Raw genomic sequence first — 19,172 nt, 5'->3', positions numbered from 1 at the left:
GGCGATGGCGAACGAGGAGAAGCTCCGCGACTACCTCAAGCGCGCGATGGCCGACCTGCACCAGGTGCGGCGCCATCTTCGCGAGGTCGAGGCCAAGGAGCACGAGCCCATCGCCATCGTGTCGATGAGCTGCCGGTTCCCCGGCGACGTGCACACCCCGGAGCAGTTGTGGGAGCTGGTGGCCGAGGGCCGCGACGGCATCTCCGCCTTCCCCGACAACCGCGGCTGGGACCTGGCGGCGCTCTACGACCCGGAGCCGGCCACCCCCGGGAAGACCTACGCCCGCGAGGGCGGATTCCTGCACGACGCCGGCGAGTTCGACGCCGACTTCTTCCGGACCAGCCCCCGCGAGGCCGCGGAGACCGACCCGCAGCAGCGGCTGCTGCTGGAGGCCGCCTGGGAGCTCCTGGAGCGGGCGAACATCCCGCCCGACTCGCTCAAGGGCAGCCCCACCGGGGTCTTCGCGGGCGTCGTCTACCACGACTACGCCGCCGCCGGAGTCGGCAGCCTCGCCAGCGTCGCGTCCGGCCGTATCTCGTACTGCCTCGGCCTGGAAGGGCCGGCCATCACCGTCGACACCGCCTGCTCCGCGTCGCTGGTCTCCGTGCACCTGGCCATGCAGGCGCTCAGGTCCGGCGAGTGCTCGCTGGCCCTGGCCGGCGGCGCCACGGTGATGACCACCCCGACGTCCTTCGTCGGCTTCAGCCAGGAGCGCGGGCTCGCCCCCGACGGCCGCTGCAAGTCCTTCTCCTCCGACGCCGACGGCACCGGCTGGGGCGAGGGAGTCGGGCTGCTGCTGCTGGAACGGCTCACCGACGCCCGCCGCAACGGCCACCCCGTCCTCGCCCTGGTCCGCGGCTCCGCGGTCAACCAGGACGGCGCCAGCAACGGCATGTCGGCGCCCAACGGCCCCTCCCAGCAACGGGTCATCCTCCAGGCGCTCGCCAACGCGCAACTGTCCCCGCAGGACGTCGACGCCGTCGAGGGGCACGGCACCGGCACGCGGCTGGGCGACCCCATCGAACTCCAGGCCCTGCTGGCCACCTACGGGCAGCAGCGCGACCCCGGCCGGCCGCTGTGGCTCGGCTCGATCAAGTCCAACATCGGGCACGCCCAGGCCGCGGCCGGGGTCTCCGGGATCATCAAGATGGTCCAGGCGATGCGTCACGACACCCTGCCGCGCTCCTTGAACATCAAGGAACCCGTGTCGGAGGTCGACTGGACCTCCGGCCACATCCGCCTCCTCACCGAGGCCCGCCCCTGGACCCGAGCGGACCACCCGCGCCGCGCGGGGGTCTCCGCGTTCGGCCTGAGCGGCACCAACGCGCACGTCATCATCGAGGAGGCCCCCGACGACGACCCGGCCGAGGCCGACCAGCAGGGCACGCTCCCGGACGTCCTGCGCACCCAGGCGCAGCGCCTGCGCTCGCAGGTCGAGGAACTCGCCTCCTCCGTCGTCATCCCGGTCGTCGGCCGCAGCATGGACGAGATCTGGGCCCCCAACCAGCGCGGCCGCACGCACCCGAAACCGTCCGCCCCCGCCGTGCCGCTGCCCCTCTCCGCGCACAGCGGCACGGCACTGTCCGCCCAGGCCCGCCGGCTGCTCGACCACGCCGCCACCGGCAGCCACAGCGTCATGGACCTCGGCTACTCCCTGGCCACCACCCGCTCCGCGCTACGCCACCGCGCGGTGGTCGTCGCGCAGGACCGCGCCGAATACCTGCGCGGCCTGGAGGCGTTGGCGGCCGGCGAGGTGCGGGCGGATGTCTTCCAGGGCGCGGTGGCGGAGGGCCTGACCGCGTTCGTGTTCACGGGGCAGGGTGCGCAGCGGTTGGGGATGGGGCGGGAGTTGTGTGGGGCGTTCCCGGTGTTCGCGGCGGCCTTCGACGAGGCGGTGGCGGAGCTGGACCACCATCTCGGGTTCTCGTTGCGGGAGGTGCTGTGGGGTTCGGACGCGGCCCGGGTGAATGACACCGTCATCGCCCAGGCGGGGTTGTTCGCGTTCGAGGTGGCGTTGTTCCGGTTGGTCGAATCGTGGGGAGTACGGCCGGACTTCGTGGTGGGTCACTCGATCGGTGAGGTGGCTGCTGCGTGTGTGGCCGGGGTGTGGTCGGTCGAGGACGCGGCGCGGGTGGTGGCGGCGCGGGGCCGGTTGATGCAGGCGTTGCCGGCGGGCGGCGCGATGGTGGCGATCGGGGCCTCCGAGGCCGAGGTGTGCGCGGAACTGCCGCAAGGCGTGTCCATCGCGGCGGTGAACGGCCCCGCGTCGGTGGTGGTGTCCGGGGTCGAGGACGCCGTGGCCGAAGTGGCGGAGGTGTTCGCGGGGCGGGGGTGCCGTACGAGTCGGCTGCGGGTGAGCCACGCGTTCCATTCCGCCCTGATGGAGCCGATGTTGGCGGAGTTCGGCGAGGTGCTGGACGGGGTGTCGTTCGCGGCGCCGACGATTCCGGTCGTGTCGAACGTGACGGGCGCCCTCGCGACGGCCGAGGACCTGTGCAGCCCCGACTACTGGGTGCGGCACGTACACGAACCGGTCCGCTTCCTCGACGGCGTCCGCCACCTCGGGCAGAAGGGCGTCACCACCTTCCTCGAAGTCGGCCCCGACGCCGCGCTCACCCCGGTCGTCCCCGACTGCCTGCCCCACGACGGCGACCACGCCTGCGTACCGCTCCAGCGCCGCGACCGCGGCGAGGAACGGGAGGCGGTCAGCGCCCTCGCGCTCCTCCACATACGAGGCGTCCCCGTCGACTGGTCCGCCTTCTACGCCGGCCGCGACGCCCGCGCGGTGGACGACCTGCCCACGTACGCCTTCCAGCGCAAGTGGTACTGGTGGCAGGACACCGACGGGGGCACGGCACCCGGCGCGACCGGCGGCGACCCCACCGACAGCGCGCTGTGGGACAGCCTCGAACGCACCGGCCTGCCCGAACTCGCCGCGCACCTGAAGGTCGGCGTCGACGCCCTCGGCCAGGTGGTGCCGGCGATGACCGAGTGGCGCCGCGGCCGGCGCGAGAGCGCGACCACCGACACGTGGCGCTACCAGGTCGGCTGGCGGCCCGTCACCACCCCCGCTCCCACCGGCCCGCAGGGAACCTGGACGGTCGCCGTCCCCGCCGGACTCGACGACGACGAAGCCGTCCGCACCGTCCTGGACGCCCTCACCGCGCACGGCGCCGACCGCCTCGCCCTGATCCGCGTCGACGCCGACGACGACCGCGCCGGCCTGGCCGTACGGCTGACCGAGCAGGCCGCCGACGGCCCGCTCGGCACCGTCGTCTCCCTGCTCGCCTTCGACACCACCGGGCATCCGCGCCACCCCGCCCTCACCCGCGGCTGCGCGGAAACGCTCCTGCTCGCCCAGGCACTCGCGGACGCCGCGCCCGACGCCCGCCTGTGGTGCGTCACCCGGCAGGCCGTCGCGGCCACCGCCACCGAACCCGCCGACCCCTACCAGGCGCTGCTGTGGGGCCTCGGCATCGGCCTCTCCCTGGACCGCCCCGACGCCTGGGGCGGCCTGGTGGACCTGCCGGAGACCGTCGACGCGGCCGCCGCCCGCACCCTGTGCGCCATCCTCGCCGCAGACGGTGGCGAGGACCAGCTCGCCGTACGCCCCGGCGCCCTCCTGGCCCGCCGCATGCTGCGCGCCCCACGGGACGGCGCCACCGCGCCGCGCACCTGGCGGCCCGAGGGGACCACCCTGATCACCGGCGGGACCGGCGGCCTCGGCGCCCACGTCGCCCGGATGCTCGCCGACCTCGGCGCCGCACACCTGGTGCTCACCAGCCGCCGCGGCCCGGCGGCCGAGGGAGCCGACGACCTGCGCGCGGAACTCGCCGCCCGCGGCACCCGCACCACCGTCGTCGCCTGCGACGTCGCCGACCGCACCTCCCTCGCCGCGCTGCTGGACTCCCTGCCCACCGACGCGCCCCTGCACGTCGTGCACGCCGCCGGGGAACTCCAACGACTCGCGTCCGTCACGGAGTTGACCATCGAGGAGGTGAACCAGGCCGCCCATGCCAAGGTGGTCGGCGCCGCCCTGCTCGACGAACTGCTCGCCGACCGCGAGCCGGCGACGTTCGTCCTGTTCTCCTCCGGCGCCGCCGTCTGGGGCAGCACCGGCCAGGCCGGCTACGCCGCCGCCAACGCGTTCCTCGACGCCCTCGCCCACCGCCGCCGCGCCCAGGGCCGGACCGCCACCTCGATCGCCTGGGGCTCGTGGGACGGCGGCATGGTCGACGCCGAACTCGCCGCCACCATGCGGCGCCTCGGCGCACCCCCCATGCCACCCCATCTCGCCGTCGGCGCGCTGCGGACCGCCCTGGACCACGACGAGCACCACCTCGTGGTCGCCGACATCGACTGGGCCCGCTTCGCCCCCGTCTACACCATGGCCCGGCCCCGGCCGCTGCTCGACGGCCTGCCGGAGACCCGAGGCGGCCTCACCGCGGCACCCGCGCAGGACCCTGCCGCCGGCGCGGCCCTGCGGGACAAGCTCGCCACGATGTCGCCCGCCCGCCGCAGGCACACCGTGGTCGACCTGGTCCGCAACCACGTCGCGGCCCTGCTCCACTACGACGACCCGGGCGAACTCGACACCGCCCGGCCCTTCACCGACCTCGGATTCGACTCGGTCGCCGCCACCGACCTGCGCACCCGCCTCGCCACGGCCGGCGGCGTCCCGCTCGCGGCCACCGTGGTCTTCGACCACGCCACCCCCACCGCCCTCGCCGACCACCTCCTCGCCCGACTCGGCCTGGACGAGCAGGCCCGCGCCACCGCCGTCCTCGCCGAGGTCGAACGCCTGGAGCAGGCAGCCGCCGAACTCACCCCGCAGGAAGTCGAGGAGCACGGCATCGCCGCCCGGCTGCGCGCGCTGACGGCCCGGCTGGCCGGCGACCCGCCCGGCACGGACACCGGCACCGACCCGGCCGCGCCCGGCACGCCGGACGTCGGCGCGCGCCTCGACGAGGCGTCCGCCGACGACGTCCTCGCCTTCATCGACCAGGAGCTGGGGCTGTCCTGACCGACCGCGCAAGCGCCCCGACCGGAGCCGGAATCCAGTCCCCACCGGGACCGAAAGGTGTTGTGAAACAGGGATGGCTGACGACGCCAAGCTGCTGGACTACCTCAAACGTGTCACCGCCGACCTCGCCCAGACCCGGCAGCGGCTGCGCCACGCGGAGGCGGCCGACCACGAGCCGATCGCGATCGTCGCCATGGGCTGCCGCTTCCCCGGAAGCGTCTCCTCACCCGAGGATCTGTGGCGGCTGGTGGCCGGCGACGGCGACGGCATCGCACCGTTCCCCACCGACCGCGGCTGGGACCTGGCGCGCCTCGGCGGTGACGGCGACGCCGGCACCAGCTACGTGCACGAGGGCGGATTCGTCGACGGCGCCGGCGACTTCGACCCCGGCCTGTTCGGCATCGCCCCCCGCGAGGCGCTGGCCATGGACCCGCAGCAGCGGCTCATGCTGGAGATCTCCTGGGAGACCCTGGAGCGCGCCGGCATCGCCCCCGACGCGCTGCGCGGCGCGCCCGTCGGCGTCTTCGTCGGCTCCGGCTTCCAGGACTACGGCGACCTGCTCGACGCCGCCCCCGAGGTCGCCGAGGCGTACCTCGGCACCGCCGCCGTGGCCGCCGTCATCTCCGGCCGCATCTCCTACACGCTGGGCCTCGAAGGCCCCGCCCTGACCGTCGACACCGCCTGCTCCTCCTCCCTCGTCGCCGTGCACCTGGCCGCCAAGGCGCTGCGGCAGCGCGAGTGCACCCTCGCCCTCGCCGGCGGCGTGATGATCATGTCCACCCCCGGCCCGTTCGTCGCCTTCAGCAAGCAGGGCGGCCTCGCCGCCGACGGCCGCTGCAAGTCCTTCTCCGACAGCGCCGACGGCACCGGATGGGCCGAGGGCGCCGGAATCCTGCTGCTGGAACGGCTCAGCGACGCCCGCCGCAACGGCCACCCCGTACTCGGCCTGATCCGCGGCTCGGCGGTCAACCAGGACGGCGCCAGCAACGGCATGTCGGCGCCCAACGGCCCCTCCCAGCAGCGGGTGATCCGGCAGGCCCTGGAGGCCGCCGAACTCACCACCGCCGACATCGACCTCGTGGAGGCGCACGGCACCGGCACCACCCTCGGCGACCCGATCGAGGCCCAGGCCCTGCTGGCCACCTACGGCCGCGGGCGCCCCCAGGACCGGCCGCTGTGGCTCGGCTCCCTCAAGTCGAACATCGGGCACGCCCAGGCCGCTGCCGGCGTCGGCGGCATCATCAAGGCCGTCATGGCCATGCGGCACGGCACCATGCCCAGGACCCTGCACGTCACCGAGCCCTCACACCACGTCGACTGGACCGCCGGCAACGTCAGGCTGCTCACCGAGCCCGTCGCGTGGCCCTCGACCGGGCACCCGCGCCGCGCCGGCGTCTCCGCGTTCGGCCTGAGCGGCACCAACGCGCACGTCATCCTGGAACAGGCGCCGGAGCAGGACGACGAGCACGCCGAGGAGTCCGCGGCCCCGGCCCCCTCCACAGCAACAGCCACGGCCACGGCCACGGCCCTGGACCGCCCGGCCGGGCTGCCGCTCGCCTTCACCGTCTCCGCCCGCGGCGCCGACGCGCTGGCCGCACAGGCCGCCCGGCTCGCCGCCCACGTCGGCACCGCGGACCCGCTCGGCACCGCGCACACCCTGGCCACCGGCCGCGCCGCGCTCGAACACCGGGCGGTCGTCGTCGCCCCCGACGGCGCCACCGCACGGACCGCGCTCGCCGCCCTCGCGGAGGGCCGGAGCACCCCCGGCATCGTGCGAGGCGTCGTCGGCGACGGCCTGACCGCGTTCGTGTTCACGGGGCAGGGCGCGCAGCGGTTGGGGATGGGGCGGGAGTTGTGTGGGGCGTTTCCGGTGTTCGCGGCGGCGTTCGATGAGGCGGTGGCGGAGTTGGATCGTCATCTCGGGTTTTCGTTGCGGGAGGTGTTGTGGGGTTCGGATGCGGACCGGGTGAACGAGACGGTTGTGGCGCAGGCGGGGTTGTTCGCGTTCGAGGTGGCGTTGTTCCGGTTGGTCGAATCGTGGGGGGTGCGGCCGGACTTCGTGGTGGGTCATTCCATTGGTGAGGTGGCGGCTGCGTGTGTGGCGGGGGTGTGGTCGGTCGAGGACGCGGCGCGGGTGGTGGCGGCGCGGGGGCGGTTGATGCAGGCGTTGCCGGCGGGTGGGGCGATGGTGGCGATCGGGGCGTCCGAGGCCGAGGTGTGCGCGGAACTGCCTGAGGGTGTGTCGGTTGCTGCGGTGAACAGCCCCTCGTCGGTGGTGGTGTCCGGCGTCGAGGACGCGGTGCTTGCGCTGGCGGACGCATTCGAGCGGCAAGGATTCCGGACCAGCCGCCTGCGGGTGAGCCACGCCTTCCATTCCGCCCTGATGAAGCCGATGTTGGCCGAGTTCGGAGAAGTACTGGACGGGGTGTCGTTCGCGGCGCCGACGATTCCGGTGGTGTCGAACGTGACGGGCGGCCTCGCGACGGCCGAGGACCTGTGCACCCCCGACTACTGGGTGCGCCACGTTCGAGAGGCGGTGCGCTTCGCCGACGGCGTCAGCTGGTTGGCGGGTGAGGGGGTGTCGCGCTGGGTCGAGATCGGACCGGACGCGGTGCTGTCCGGGATGCTCACTCCCTGCCTCGAATCCGCCACCGAGGAGGACGGCGCAGCCACCAACACAGCCACCAGCGCGGCCAGTTCGGCGGTCATCGTGCCGTTGGTGCGCCGTGATCGCCCAGAGGCGGCGGAAGTCCTCACCGGGGTGGGCCGGTTGTGGACCTCGGGCGTGGCCGTGGACTGGCGCGAGACCTTCACCGGCCCCGCGCCGCGCCAGGTCGCGGACCTGCCCACGTACGCCTTCCAGCGCCGGCACTACTGGGTGGCCCCGCGGCACACCGCGGGCGACGTCGCCGCCGCCGGGCTCAGCTCGGCCGACCACGCGCTGCTCGGCGCGTCCGTGACGCTGGCTGACTCCGAGGGCACCCTGCTCACCGGCCGGCTGTCCCTTGCCACCCACCCGTGGCTCGCCGACCACCGGATCGGCGGCGCGATCCTCTTCCCCGGCACCGGCTTCGTCGAACTCGCCCTGCGCGCAGGCGAACAGGTCGGCTGCGGAACGCTCGACGAACTCGTCATCGAAGCGCCGCTGGTGCTGCCGGAGCAGGGCGGCGTGCAGATTCAGGTCACCGTCGGCGCGCCGGACACCACGGGCGTACGGCCGTTGGGCGTCCACTCCCGGGCGGAGGAGGCCGCGCCGGACGCGCCCTGGCACCGCCACGCCATCGGAACGCTCTCCATCGCCGCGCCGGCCGCCGACCCCGAGGACCTGCCGCAGTGGCCGCCACTCGGTGCCGAGGAGCTTGCGCTCGACGACATCTACCAGGACCTCGCGGGCGCCGGGCTGGAGTACGGCCCCGTCTTCCAGGGCCTCACCTCGGCCTGGCGCCACGACGGCGCCGTGCTCGCGGAGGTCACCCTCCCGCAGCAGGCCCACGCCGACGCCGAGCGCCTCGGGCTGCACCCCGCCGCCCTCGACGCCGCCCTGCACGCGATCGCCTTCACCGGCGCGGCCGACGGCCAGGCCGCAGTGCCCTTCTCGTGGAACGGAGTCGTGCTGCACGCTTCCGGCGCGTCCGGTCTGCGGGTCCGGCTGCGGCGCACCGGACCCGACTCCGTCTCCCTGGAAGCAGCCGACACCGCCGGCCGACCGGTGGCGTCCGTCCAGCAGCTCACCGTCCGCCCGCCGTCCCGCGACGCCATCGCGGCGGCCCGCTCGGCGGGCGACGGCGCGCTGTTCCGGCTGGAGTGGACCCCGCAGGCGGCCCCGGGCGCCGCGACCGCTCCGACCGTTCTGCCGCCGGATGTCCAGGTGCTGCACAGCGTCCCCGGCGACGACGCCGACGCGGTACGACGGGCCACCCACGCCGTACTGGAGGCGCTCAGGACGCTGCTCGGCGCACAGCACTCCACGCAGGACGTGGACGTGGACGTGGAGGGGGCGGGAGCCGCTGCCCAGGATGTGGCGCGGGAGAAGGACGGCACCGAAGGGATCAGTGCCGAACGGGTCGGCGGCGCGGGCCGGTTGGCCGTCGTGACCCGCGGTGCGGCCGGACCTCGCGGGGAGGGGGTCACGGACCTCGCCGGCGCCGCGGTGTGGGGCCTGGTCCGGGCCGCACAGTCCGAGCACCCCGACCGCATCGTTCTCGTCGACCTGGCCGGCGAACCCGACGACGAAGGGCTCGCCGTCGCCCTCGCCAGCGGCGAGCCGCAGGTCGCGATGCGTGACGGCCTCGTCCACGTACCGCGCCTCACCCGGCTTCCGCAGGCCCCCGCCCCTTCCGAACCGACCGGCACCGGATCGACCGGCACCGAACCGACGGGCACCGAACCGACGGGCGTTGAACCGACGGGCGCCCAACCGACCGGCACCACGCCCGCGTTCGGACCCGACAGCACCGTCCTGATCACCGGGGCGACCGGTTCCCTCGGCGGGTTGCTCGCCCGCCACCTCGTGCACCGGTACGGCGTGCGCCGCCTGCTGCTCACCAGCCGGCGCGGCCCCGCCGCTCCCGGCGCCGACGCGCTGCGCGACGAACTCGCCGCCATGGGTGCCGATGTGGACCTCGTGGCGTGTGACGCGGCCGACCGCCAGGCACTCGCCGAGCAACTGCGCCGGACGGCGCCCACCGCGGTCGTCCACGTGGCCGGTGTGCTCGACGACGGCGTCGTCACCGAACTCACCCCCGACCGGATCGACGCCGTGCTGCGCCCCAAGGCGGACGCCGCGCTCCACCTGCATGAGCTCACCGCCGGACTCGGCCTCACCGCGTTCGTCATGTTCTCCTCCGGAGCCGGCGTCCTCGGCGCCCCCGGTCAGGCCAACTACGCCGCCGCCAACGCCTTCCTCGACGCCCTCGCCGAGCACCGCCACGCCCAGGGCCTGCCGGCGCACTCCCTCGCCTGGGGCCCCTGGGCCGACGCGTCCGCCGCCGGCCCCGCCGGGATGGCGGCCGCTCTCGACGCCGGCCAACGGTCCCGCATGTCACGAGGCGGCGTCCTGCCGCTCACCGCCGACCACGGCCTCGCCCTCTTCGACGCCGCCGTCGCCACCGACCGGCCCGCCCTGGTCCCGGTCCGGTTCGACCTGGCCGCGATGCGGCGCCAGGCGGACGACGTTCCGGCGGTGCTGCGCGGTCTGGTCCCGCCGGCTCGGCGACGCCGTGCCGACGGCGGCCAAGACGCCGCCGCCGCGCTGCGCCGGCAGTTGGCCGCCCTCCCGGCAGCAGACTGGCCCGCCGCCTTGCTCGACGTCGTCCTCCAACGCGTCGCGCTCGTCCTCGGTTTCGGCTCCACCGGCGCCGTCGAGCCCGACCGCGCCTTCCGCGACCTCGGCTTCGACTCGCTGGCCGCGGTCGAACTCCGCAACGGCCTCGGCACCGACACCGGTCTGCGCCTGCCGGCCACCCTCGTCTTCGACTACCCCACCGCCACCGTCCTGGCCCGCTACCTGTGCGAGGAACTCGCCGGCCACCACTCCGTCGACACCGCCGCGCCCACCGCCGCCGCTGCCCCGGCCGCCGCCGACGACGACCCAATCGTGATCGTCGGGATGGCATGCCGGTATCCGGGTGGGGTCTCCTCGCCGGAGGATCTGTGGCGGCTGGTGGCGGACGGCGTGGACGCGATCTCGGAATTTCCCGCCAACCGAGGCTGGAATACCGAGGAGTTGTACGACGCGACAGGTGAGCGGCCGAACACGAGTTATGTCCGTGAGGGTGGATTCCTGCACGATGCGGGGGAGTTCGATCCGGCGTTCTTCGGGATCAGTCCGAATGAGGCGTTGATAATGGACCCGCAGCAGCGGTTGTTGCTGGAGGTGTCGTGGGAGGCGCTGGAGCGGGCGGGTATCGACCCGGCGTCGTTGCGGGGAAGCGCGACGGGCGTGTTCGCCGGGATGATGTACCACGACTACGCCGCGAACAGCGGCACCGGTGCGATTGCCTCCGGTCGGATTTCCTACGTCTTCGGCCTGGAGGGGCCGGCGGTGACGGTGGACACGGCGTGCTCCTCCTCACTGGTGGCACTCCACTGGGCGGTGCAGGCGCTGCGTTCGGGCGAGTGCTCGCTCGCGCTGGTCGGCGGTGTCGCGGTGATGGCGACCCCCGAAGCGTTCGTGGAGTTCAGCCGCCAGCGCGGCCTCGCGCGTGATGCCCGGGCGAAGTCCTTCTCCGACGCGGCGGACGGCACGGTGTGGGGTGAGGGCGCGGGAATGCTGGTGGTGGAGCGGCTTTCCGACGCTCGGCGGAGCGGCCACCCCGTTCTGGGTGTGATTCGTGGGATCGCGGTGAATCAGGATGGGGCGAGTAATGGGTTGACGGCGCCGAATGGTCCGGCGCAGCAGCGGGTGATTCGTGCGGCGTTGGGTGCGGCGGGGTTGTCGGTGGTGGATGTGGATGTGGTGGAGGGGCACGGGACGGGGACGTCGTTGGGTGACCCGATCGAGGCGCAGGCGCTGTTGGCGACGTATGGGCGTGGCCGTGCGGAGAACTCGCCTTTGTGGTTGGGGTCGTTGAAGTCGAATGTGGGTCATACGCAGGCGGCTGCGGGTGTCGGTGGTGTGATCAAGATGGTGGAGGCGTTGCGGCGGGGGGTGTTGCCGCGGTCGCTGCACGTGGGAACGGCGTCGGGTGAGGTGGACTGGGCGTCGGGTGCGGTGGAGTTGTTGGCGGAGGCTCGGGAGTGGCCGCAGGTGGGTCGTGTGCGGCGGGCGGGGGTGTCGTCGTTCGGGATCAGCGGGACGAACGCCCACGTGATCATCGAGCAGGCACCGGAGGGGGAAGAAGCGCGAACGGTGTCGGCGGGGGTTGGGCCGGCGCCGCTGGAGATTGCGGCGGAGTCCGAGTCTGAGTCGGGTTCGGGTTCGGGTTCGGGGTTGGTGGCGTGGGTGGTGTCGGGTCGTTCGGAGTCGGCGGTGGTGGGTCAGGCGGTTCGGTTGGGTGAGTGGGTGGGTGGGGTTGGTTCTGGTGTGTCGGTGGGGGATGTGGGGTGGTCGTTGGCAGGCCGCGCCGCGTGGGAGCAGCGTGCGGTGGTGGTCGGGCAGGACCGTGCCGAACTGGTCCGGGGGTTGGAGGCGTTGGCGGCCGGTCTGCCGGGTGCGGGTGTGTCTCGCGGGGTGACGGGTTCGGGTCGTTCGGCGTTCGTGTTCACGGGGCAGGGTGCGCAGCGGATGGGGATGGGTCGGGAGTTGTGCGGGGCGTTCCCGGTGTTCGCGGCGGCCTTCGACGAGGCGGTGGCGGAGCTGGACCGCCATCTCGGGTTCTCGTTGCGGGAGGTGTTGTGGGGTTCTGACGCGGCCCGGGTGAATGACACGGTTGTGGCTCAGGCGGGGTTGTTCGCGTTCGAGGTGGCGTTGTTCCGGCTGGTCGAATCGTGGGGAGTACGGCCGGAGTTCGTGGTGGGTCACTCGATCGGTGAGGTGGCGGCTGCGTGTGTGGCCGGGGTGTGGTCGGTCGAGGACGCGGCGCGGGTGGTGGCGGCGCGGGGCCGGTTGATGCAGGCGTTGCCGGCGGGCGGCGCGATGGTGGCGATCGGGGCCTCGGAGGCGGCGATTCGCGAGGTGTTGCCGGAGGGTGTGTCGGTTGCTGCGGTGAATGGTCCGTCGTCGGTGGTGGTGTCCGGCGTCGAGGACGCAGTGGCCGAAGTGGCGGAGGTGTTCGCGGGCCGGGGCTGCCGTACGAGTCGGCTGCGGGTGAGCCACGCGTTCCATTCCGCCCTGATGGAGCCGATGTTGGCCGAGTTCGGAGAAGTACTGGCGGGGGTGTCCTTCGCGGCGCCGCAGATCCCGGTGGTGTCGAACGTGACGGGCGGCCTCGCGACGGCCGAGGACCTGTGCAGCCCCGACTACTGGGTGCGGCACGTTCGAGAGGCGGTGCGCTTCGCCGACGGTGTGCGTTGGTTGGCGGGTGAGGGGGTGTCGCGATGGGTCGAGATCGGGCCTGACGCGGTGCTGTCCGGAATGCTCGCCCCCTGCCTCGAAGCCGCCACCGAAGAGGACAGCGCACCCGACACCGGTGAGTCCGCAGCCACCGACGCGACCGTCTCCGTGAGCAGTTCGGCGGTCATCGTGCCGTTGGTGCGCCGTGATCGCCCCGAGGCGGCGGAAGTCCTCACCGGGGTAGGGCGGTTGTGGACCTCGGGCGTCGCCGTGGACTGGCGCGAGACCTTCACCGGCCCCGCGCCCCGGCAGGTCGTGGACCTGCCCACGTACGCCTTCCAGCGCCGGCACTTCTGGCTCGACTCCCTTGATTACTGGGCCGATCCGTGGGCCGGTGCGGCGCGAAGCGACATCGGGTCCAGCGGAGTGGAGGCGGTCGACCACCTGTTGCTGCGGGCCGTCGTGGAGCTGCCCGGTGAGAGCGGCACCGTCTTCACCGGTCGGCTGTCGCTCGCGGCGAACCCGTGGCTCGGCGACCACCAGGCGCTGGGCACCGTACTGCTGCCCGGGACGGCCTTCGTCGAGATGGCGCTGCGCGCCGGCGGTCACCTCGGGTGCGACACGGTGGAGGAACTGACCCTGCAGGCACCCCTGTTGCTGCCGGAGAGCGGCGACGTCGTGCTGCGCGTCGCCGTCGGCGCGGCGGATGCCACCGGAGCCCGGCCCGTACGGGTGCACTCGCGGGTCGGCGACGGGGGCGAGCCGTGGGTGCTGCACGCCGAGGGAGCCGTCACCGGTACCCCCTCCGTACGACCCGCCGCCGACCTCGAACAGTGGCCGCCGAACGGCGCCGCCCCCATCGACCTGGTGGGCTTCTACGACGGTCTGGCCGAGCGCGGGTACGGCTACGGCCCGGTGTTCCGCTGCCTGACAGCGGCCTGGCGGCGCGGCGACGACCTGTTCGCGGAGGTCGAACTCGCCCCCGAGGCCGTCGACGACGCCCCGCGCACCGGGGTCCACCCGGCGCTGCTCGACGCGGCCCTCCACGCCACGCTCCTCGGCGGCGGCGACGACGACGGCGCGGCGGACGGGAGCGACGGAGAACAGGCCGGTCCCATGGTGCCGTTCGCGTGGAGCGGTGTCGCCCTCCACGCCACCGGACCGACCGCCCTGCGGATACGTGTCCGCGCCAACGCCAACGGGGACGCCGGCTCCCGCGGCGCCATCGAACTACTCGCCACGGATGGCGCCGGCGCCCCCGTACTGTCCGTCGCTTCCATCGTCTCCAGGCAGGTCACCGCGACGCAGCTCGCCGGCCGGCGCGACGCGCACCCCTACCGCGTGACCTGGTCGGCCGGTCACCGCACCGCCACGACACCGGGGCGCCACGAGGACACCGGCCAGGCGCCCGGCGCCGACTGGGCTCTGGTCGGTGCGCCGACCACCGAGACAGCGACGCGGTTGCGGGCCGCGGGCATCGCCGTCCATCCGGACATCGCCGCACTCGCCGCGGCCGTCGACGCAGGGCTGCCCGCGCCGGCGGTGGTCCTCCTGCCGTGCGCCCCCGACGAGCCGGCCACCGACGTCGTCGCCGAGGCCCACTCCACCCTGCACGCGGTGTTCGAGGCGATGCGGGCCTGGCTGGCCGACGAGCGGTTCGCAGGCACCCGATGCTGCGTCGTCACCCGGAACGCCGTGGCCGTGGACGGTGCCGCGGACCCCGCCTCCCTGCCCTCGGCCGCCGTCCGCGGCCTGACACGCGCCGCGCAGGGCGAGCACCCGGACCGCCTCGTGCTGATCGACCTCGACGGCACCGACGCCTCCTACCGGGCGCTGCCCGCCGCCATCGCGAGCGACGAACCCGAAGTCGCCCTGCGTGCGGGCGAGATGCTGATCCCGCGACTGGAGAGTGCGCCCTCCGCGGAACGCCCGCCCGTCGCGTTCGCTCCCGACGGCACGGTCCTCGTCACCGGCGGTACGGGCGGGCTCGGTGCGCTCGTGGCCCGGCACCTGGTGACCGAGCACGGCGTGCGGCACCTGCTGCTCACCAGCCGCCGGGGCGCCGAGGCCCCGGGCGCGGCCGAACTGCGCGACGAGCTGGCCGCGTTGGGCGCGGACGTGGTGATCGCCGCCTGCGACGTGGCGGACCGCGCGCAGATCGCGGCCGTCATCGACGGCATCCCGGACGGGTACCCGCTGACCGGCGTGGTGCACGCCGCGGGTGTCCTGGACGACGGCGTGCTCTCCTCGCTGACCGCGGAGCGGATCGACCGCGTCATGGCGCCGAAGGCGGACGCGGCCTGGCACCTCCACGAACTCACCCGCGACGCCGACCTGTCCGCCTTCGTTCTCTTCTCCTCCGCCGCCGGAACCCTCGGCGCCGCCGGGCAGGCGAACTACGCGGCGGCGAACGTCTTCCTCGACGCGCTCGCCGAGCACCGCAGGACCGCCGGGCTGCCCGCGGTGTCCATGGCCTGGGGCCTGTGGGCCACGGACACCGGGATGGGCGGCGGTCTTGACGCGACCGCTGTCCGGCGGCTGCGACGCCAGGGGTTCCCGCCCATGTCGCCGGAGGAGGGGCTCGCGTACTTCGACGCGGCCCTGCGCTCCGATGCCGCGCTGCTCATGCTGTTGAGGCTCGACCTCGCCGCCCTACGGGCCCAGGTCGCGTCCGCCGGAGTCGACGCGCTCCCGCCTCTGCTGCGCGGCCTGGTGCCCGCGCCGTTGCGCCGGGCGGGCGGCAAGGGAACCCAGGACGGTTCCGCACTCGCCGCACGGCTCACCGCGCTGCCCGAGCGGGACCGCATGGCCTTCCTGCTGGGCGAGGTACGCGCGCAGGTCGCCTACGTACTTGGGCACGCGTCCCCCGAAGCGATCGAACCGGACCGCGCGTTCGGCGAGTTGGGCTTCGACTCGCTGAGCGCCGTCGAGCTGCGCAACGTGCTCAACACCGAGACCGGTCTGCGCCTGCCGGCCACCCTCGTCTTCGACTACCCGTCCGCCGCGGCGGTCGCCGCGTTCCTGCTGGGCGAGCTGACCGGCTCGACCGACACCGTGGACGCCGGAGCGGTGGCGTTCCGTACGCAGGTGGACGGTGACGACCCGATTGTGATTGTCGGGATGGCGTGCCGGTATCCGGGTGGAGTCTCCTCGCCCGAGGATCTGTGGCGGCTGGTGTCCGATGGCGTGGATGCGATATCGGAGTTTCCGACCAACCGCGGTTGGAACACGGAGGAGTTGTACGACCCGACGGGTGAGCGGGCGAATACCACATACACGATGCACGGTGGTTTTCTGCATGACGCGGGGGAGTTCGATCCGGCGTTCTTCGGGATCAGTCCGAATGAGGCGTTGGTGATGGACCCGCAGCAGCGGTTGCTGCTGGAGGTGTCGTGGGAGGCGTTGGAGCGGGCGGGTATCGACCCGGCGTCGTTGCGGGGAAGTGCGACGGGTGTGTTCGCCGGGATGATGTACCACGACTACGCGAACAACAACAACACCGGTTCCATCGCCTCGGGTCGGATCTCCTACACCTTCGGCCTGGAAGGGCCCGCGATCACCTTTGACACGGCGTGCTCGTCGTCTTTGGTCGCTCTTCATTCCGCGGTGCAGGCGTTGCGTTCGGGTGAGTGCTCGCTCGCGCTGGTGGGTGGGGTGGCGGTGATGGCGACTCCGGATGTGTTCGTGGAGTTCAGCCGTCAGCGTGGATTGTCGCGTGACGGTCGGTGCCGTTCGTTCTCGGAGGGGGCGGATGGTACCGGGTGGGGTGAGGGTGCGGGAATGCTGGTGGTGGAGCGGCTTTCCGATGCTCGGCGGAGCGGCCACCCCGTTCTGGGTGTGATTCGTGGGATCGCGGTGAATCAGGATGGGGCGAGTAATGGGTTGACGGCGCCGAATGGTCCGGCGCAGCAGCGGGTGATTCGTGCGGCGTTGGGTGCGGCGGGGTTGTCGGTGGTGGATGTGGATGTGGTGGAGGGTCATGGGACGGGGACGTCGTTGGGTGATCCGATTGAGGCGCAGGCGTTGTTGGCGACGTATGGGCGTGGTCGGGTGGAGGGTTTGCCTTTGTGGTTGGGGTCGTTGAAGTCGAATGTGGGTCATACGCAGGCGGCTGCGGGTGTGGGTGGTGTGATCAAGATGGTGGAGGCGTTGCGGCGGGGGGTGTTGCCGCGGTCGCTGCATGCGGGGGCGGCGTCGAGTGAGGTGGACTGGGCCTCGGGCGCCGTGGAGTTGCTGGTGGAGGCTCGGGAGTGGCCGCGGGTGGATCGTGCACGGCGGGCTGCGGTGTCGTCGTTCGGGATCAGCGGGACCAACGCCCACGTGATCATCGAGCAGGCACCGGAGGAGGCCGAGTTGGCGCCGGCGGGTTCGGGTTCGGGTTCGGGGTTGGTGGCGTGGGTGGTGTCGGGTCGTTCGGAGTCGGCGGTGGTGGGTCAGGCGGGCCGGCTGGGTGAGTGGGTGGGTGGGGTTGGTTCTGGTGTGTCGGTGGGGGATGTGGGGTGGTCGTTGGCGGGGCGTGCTGCGTGGGAGCAGCGTGCGGTGGTGGTGGGGCAGGACCGTGCCGAACTGGTGCGGGGGCTGGAGGTGTTGGCGGCCGGCGAGGTGCGGGCCGGTGTCCTCCGGGGTGCGGTGGCGGAGGGCCTGACCGCGTTGGTGTTCACGGGGCAGGGTGCGCAGCGGTTGGGGATGGGGCGGGAGTTGTGTGGGGCGTTTCCGGTGTTCGCGGCGGCGTTCGATGAGGCGGTGGCGGAGTTGGATCGTCATCTCGGGTTTTCGTTGCGGGAGGTGTTGTGGGGTTCGGATGCGGACCGGGTGAACGAGACGGTTGTGGCGCAGGCGGGGTTGTTCGCGTTCGAGGTGGCGTTGTTCCGGCTGGTGGAGTCGTGGGGAGTGCGGCCGGACTTCGTGGTGGGTCACTCGATCGGTGAGGTGGCGGCTGCGTGTGTGGCCGGGGTGTGGTCGGTCGAGGACGCGGCGCGGGTGGTGGCGGCACGAGGCCGGTTGATGCAAGCCCTGCCCGCGGGCGGCGCGATGGTGGCGATCGGGGCGTCCGAGGCCGAGGTGTGCGCGGAACTGCCGCAAGGCGTGTCGGTTGCTGCGGTGAACAGCCCCTCGTCGGTGGTGGTGTCCGGCGTCGAGGACGCGGTGCTTGCGCTGGCGGACGCATTCGAGCGGCAAGGATTCCGGACCAGCCGCCTGCGGGTGAGCCACGCCTTCCATTCCGCCCTGATGAAGCCGATGTTGGCCGAGTTCGGAGAAGTACTGGACGGGGTGTCGTTCGCGGCGCCGACGATTCCGGTGGTGTCGAACGTGACGGGCGGCCTCGCGACGGCCGAGGACCTGTGCACCCCCGACTACTGGGTGCGCCACGTTCGAGAGGCGGTGCGCTTCGCCGACGGCGTCAGCTGGTTGGCGGGTGAGGGGGTGTCGCGCTGGGTCGAGATCGGACCGGACGCGGTGCTGTCCGGGATGCTCACCCCCTGCCTCGAAGCCGCCACCGAAGAGGACAGCGCAGCCACCAACACAGCCACCAGCGGGGCCCGTTCGGCGGTCATCGTGCCGCTGGTGCGCCGGGATCGCCCCGAGGCGGCGGAAGTCCTCACCGGGGTGGGCCGGTTGTGGACCTCGGGCGTGGCCGTGGACTGGCGCGAGACCTTCACCGGCTCCGCGCCCCGCCACGTCGTGGACCTGCCCACGTACGCCTTCCAGCGCCGGAACTTCTGGCTCGACTCCGTACACGGGGACACGCGGCGCGACGCGGTGTCGCTGGGCCTGGGCGCCACCGGTTCGCCGCTGCTCGGTGCGGCCGTGCCGCTGGCGGAGGCCGACGGCGTGGTGCTGACCGGTCGGCTGTCACTCGCGACGCACCCGTGGCTCGCCGACCACCGCGTCGGCGGCATGGTGCTGTTCCCCGGCACCGGCTTCGTCGAACTCGCCGTGCAGGCCGGCGACCAGGTCGGCTGCGACGTACTGGAGGAGCTGACGATCGAGGCGGCGCTCGCGGTGCCCGAGCAGGGCGGGGTCCAACTCCAGCTCACTGTGGGCGAGATAGACGAGGCGGGCGGCCGTACGCTCACGGTGCACTCGCGCGGCGAAGAGGCGGAGTCGCCGTGGGTGCGGCACGCCAGTGGAACGCTCACCACCGGCCCGAGCGACCCCGGCGCGGACGTCGACCTCACCGACTGGCCGCCCGCCGGGGCCGAACCGGTCGACGTC

At 73.2% G+C, this 19,172-nt stretch carries 2 protein-coding genes (1 of these 2 cut by a window edge); both read left to right on the top strand.

The window, feature by feature from the left end; translation table 11 throughout:
• Positions 1 to 4 precede the first annotated feature (4 nt).
• Entirely contained in the window at positions 5 to 5,023 is a 5,019-nt protein-coding gene (locus tag ACIPAE_RS26760; RefSeq protein WP_402448511.1) for an SDR family NAD(P)-dependent oxidoreductase, read from the top strand.
• 73 nt (positions 5,024 to 5,096) lie between these two features.
• Positions 5,097 to 19,172, top strand: the 5' portion of a protein-coding gene (locus ACIPAE_RS26755) for a type I polyketide synthase (protein ID WP_402448459.1). It continues 2,376 nt past the right edge of the window; 14,076 of the gene's 16,452 nt are visible here — the first part of the coding sequence; its start codon is at positions 5,097 to 5,099; the stop codon falls past the right edge of the window.

The sequence above is a fragment of the Streptomyces sp. NPDC087270 genome, assembly GCF_044744625.1.
GTDB lineage: Bacteria > Actinomycetota > Actinomycetes > Streptomycetales > Streptomycetaceae > Actinacidiphila.
The sequence above is the reverse complement of the archived record's forward strand: the minus strand, read 5'-3'. Positions and strand labels throughout refer to the sequence as shown.

Coding starts and splice junctions, on each gene's coding strand:
- ACIPAE_RS26760 (WP_402448511.1), top strand. CDS start 5: ATGGCGAACGAGGAGAAGCTCCGCGACTACCTCAAGCGCGCGATGGCC.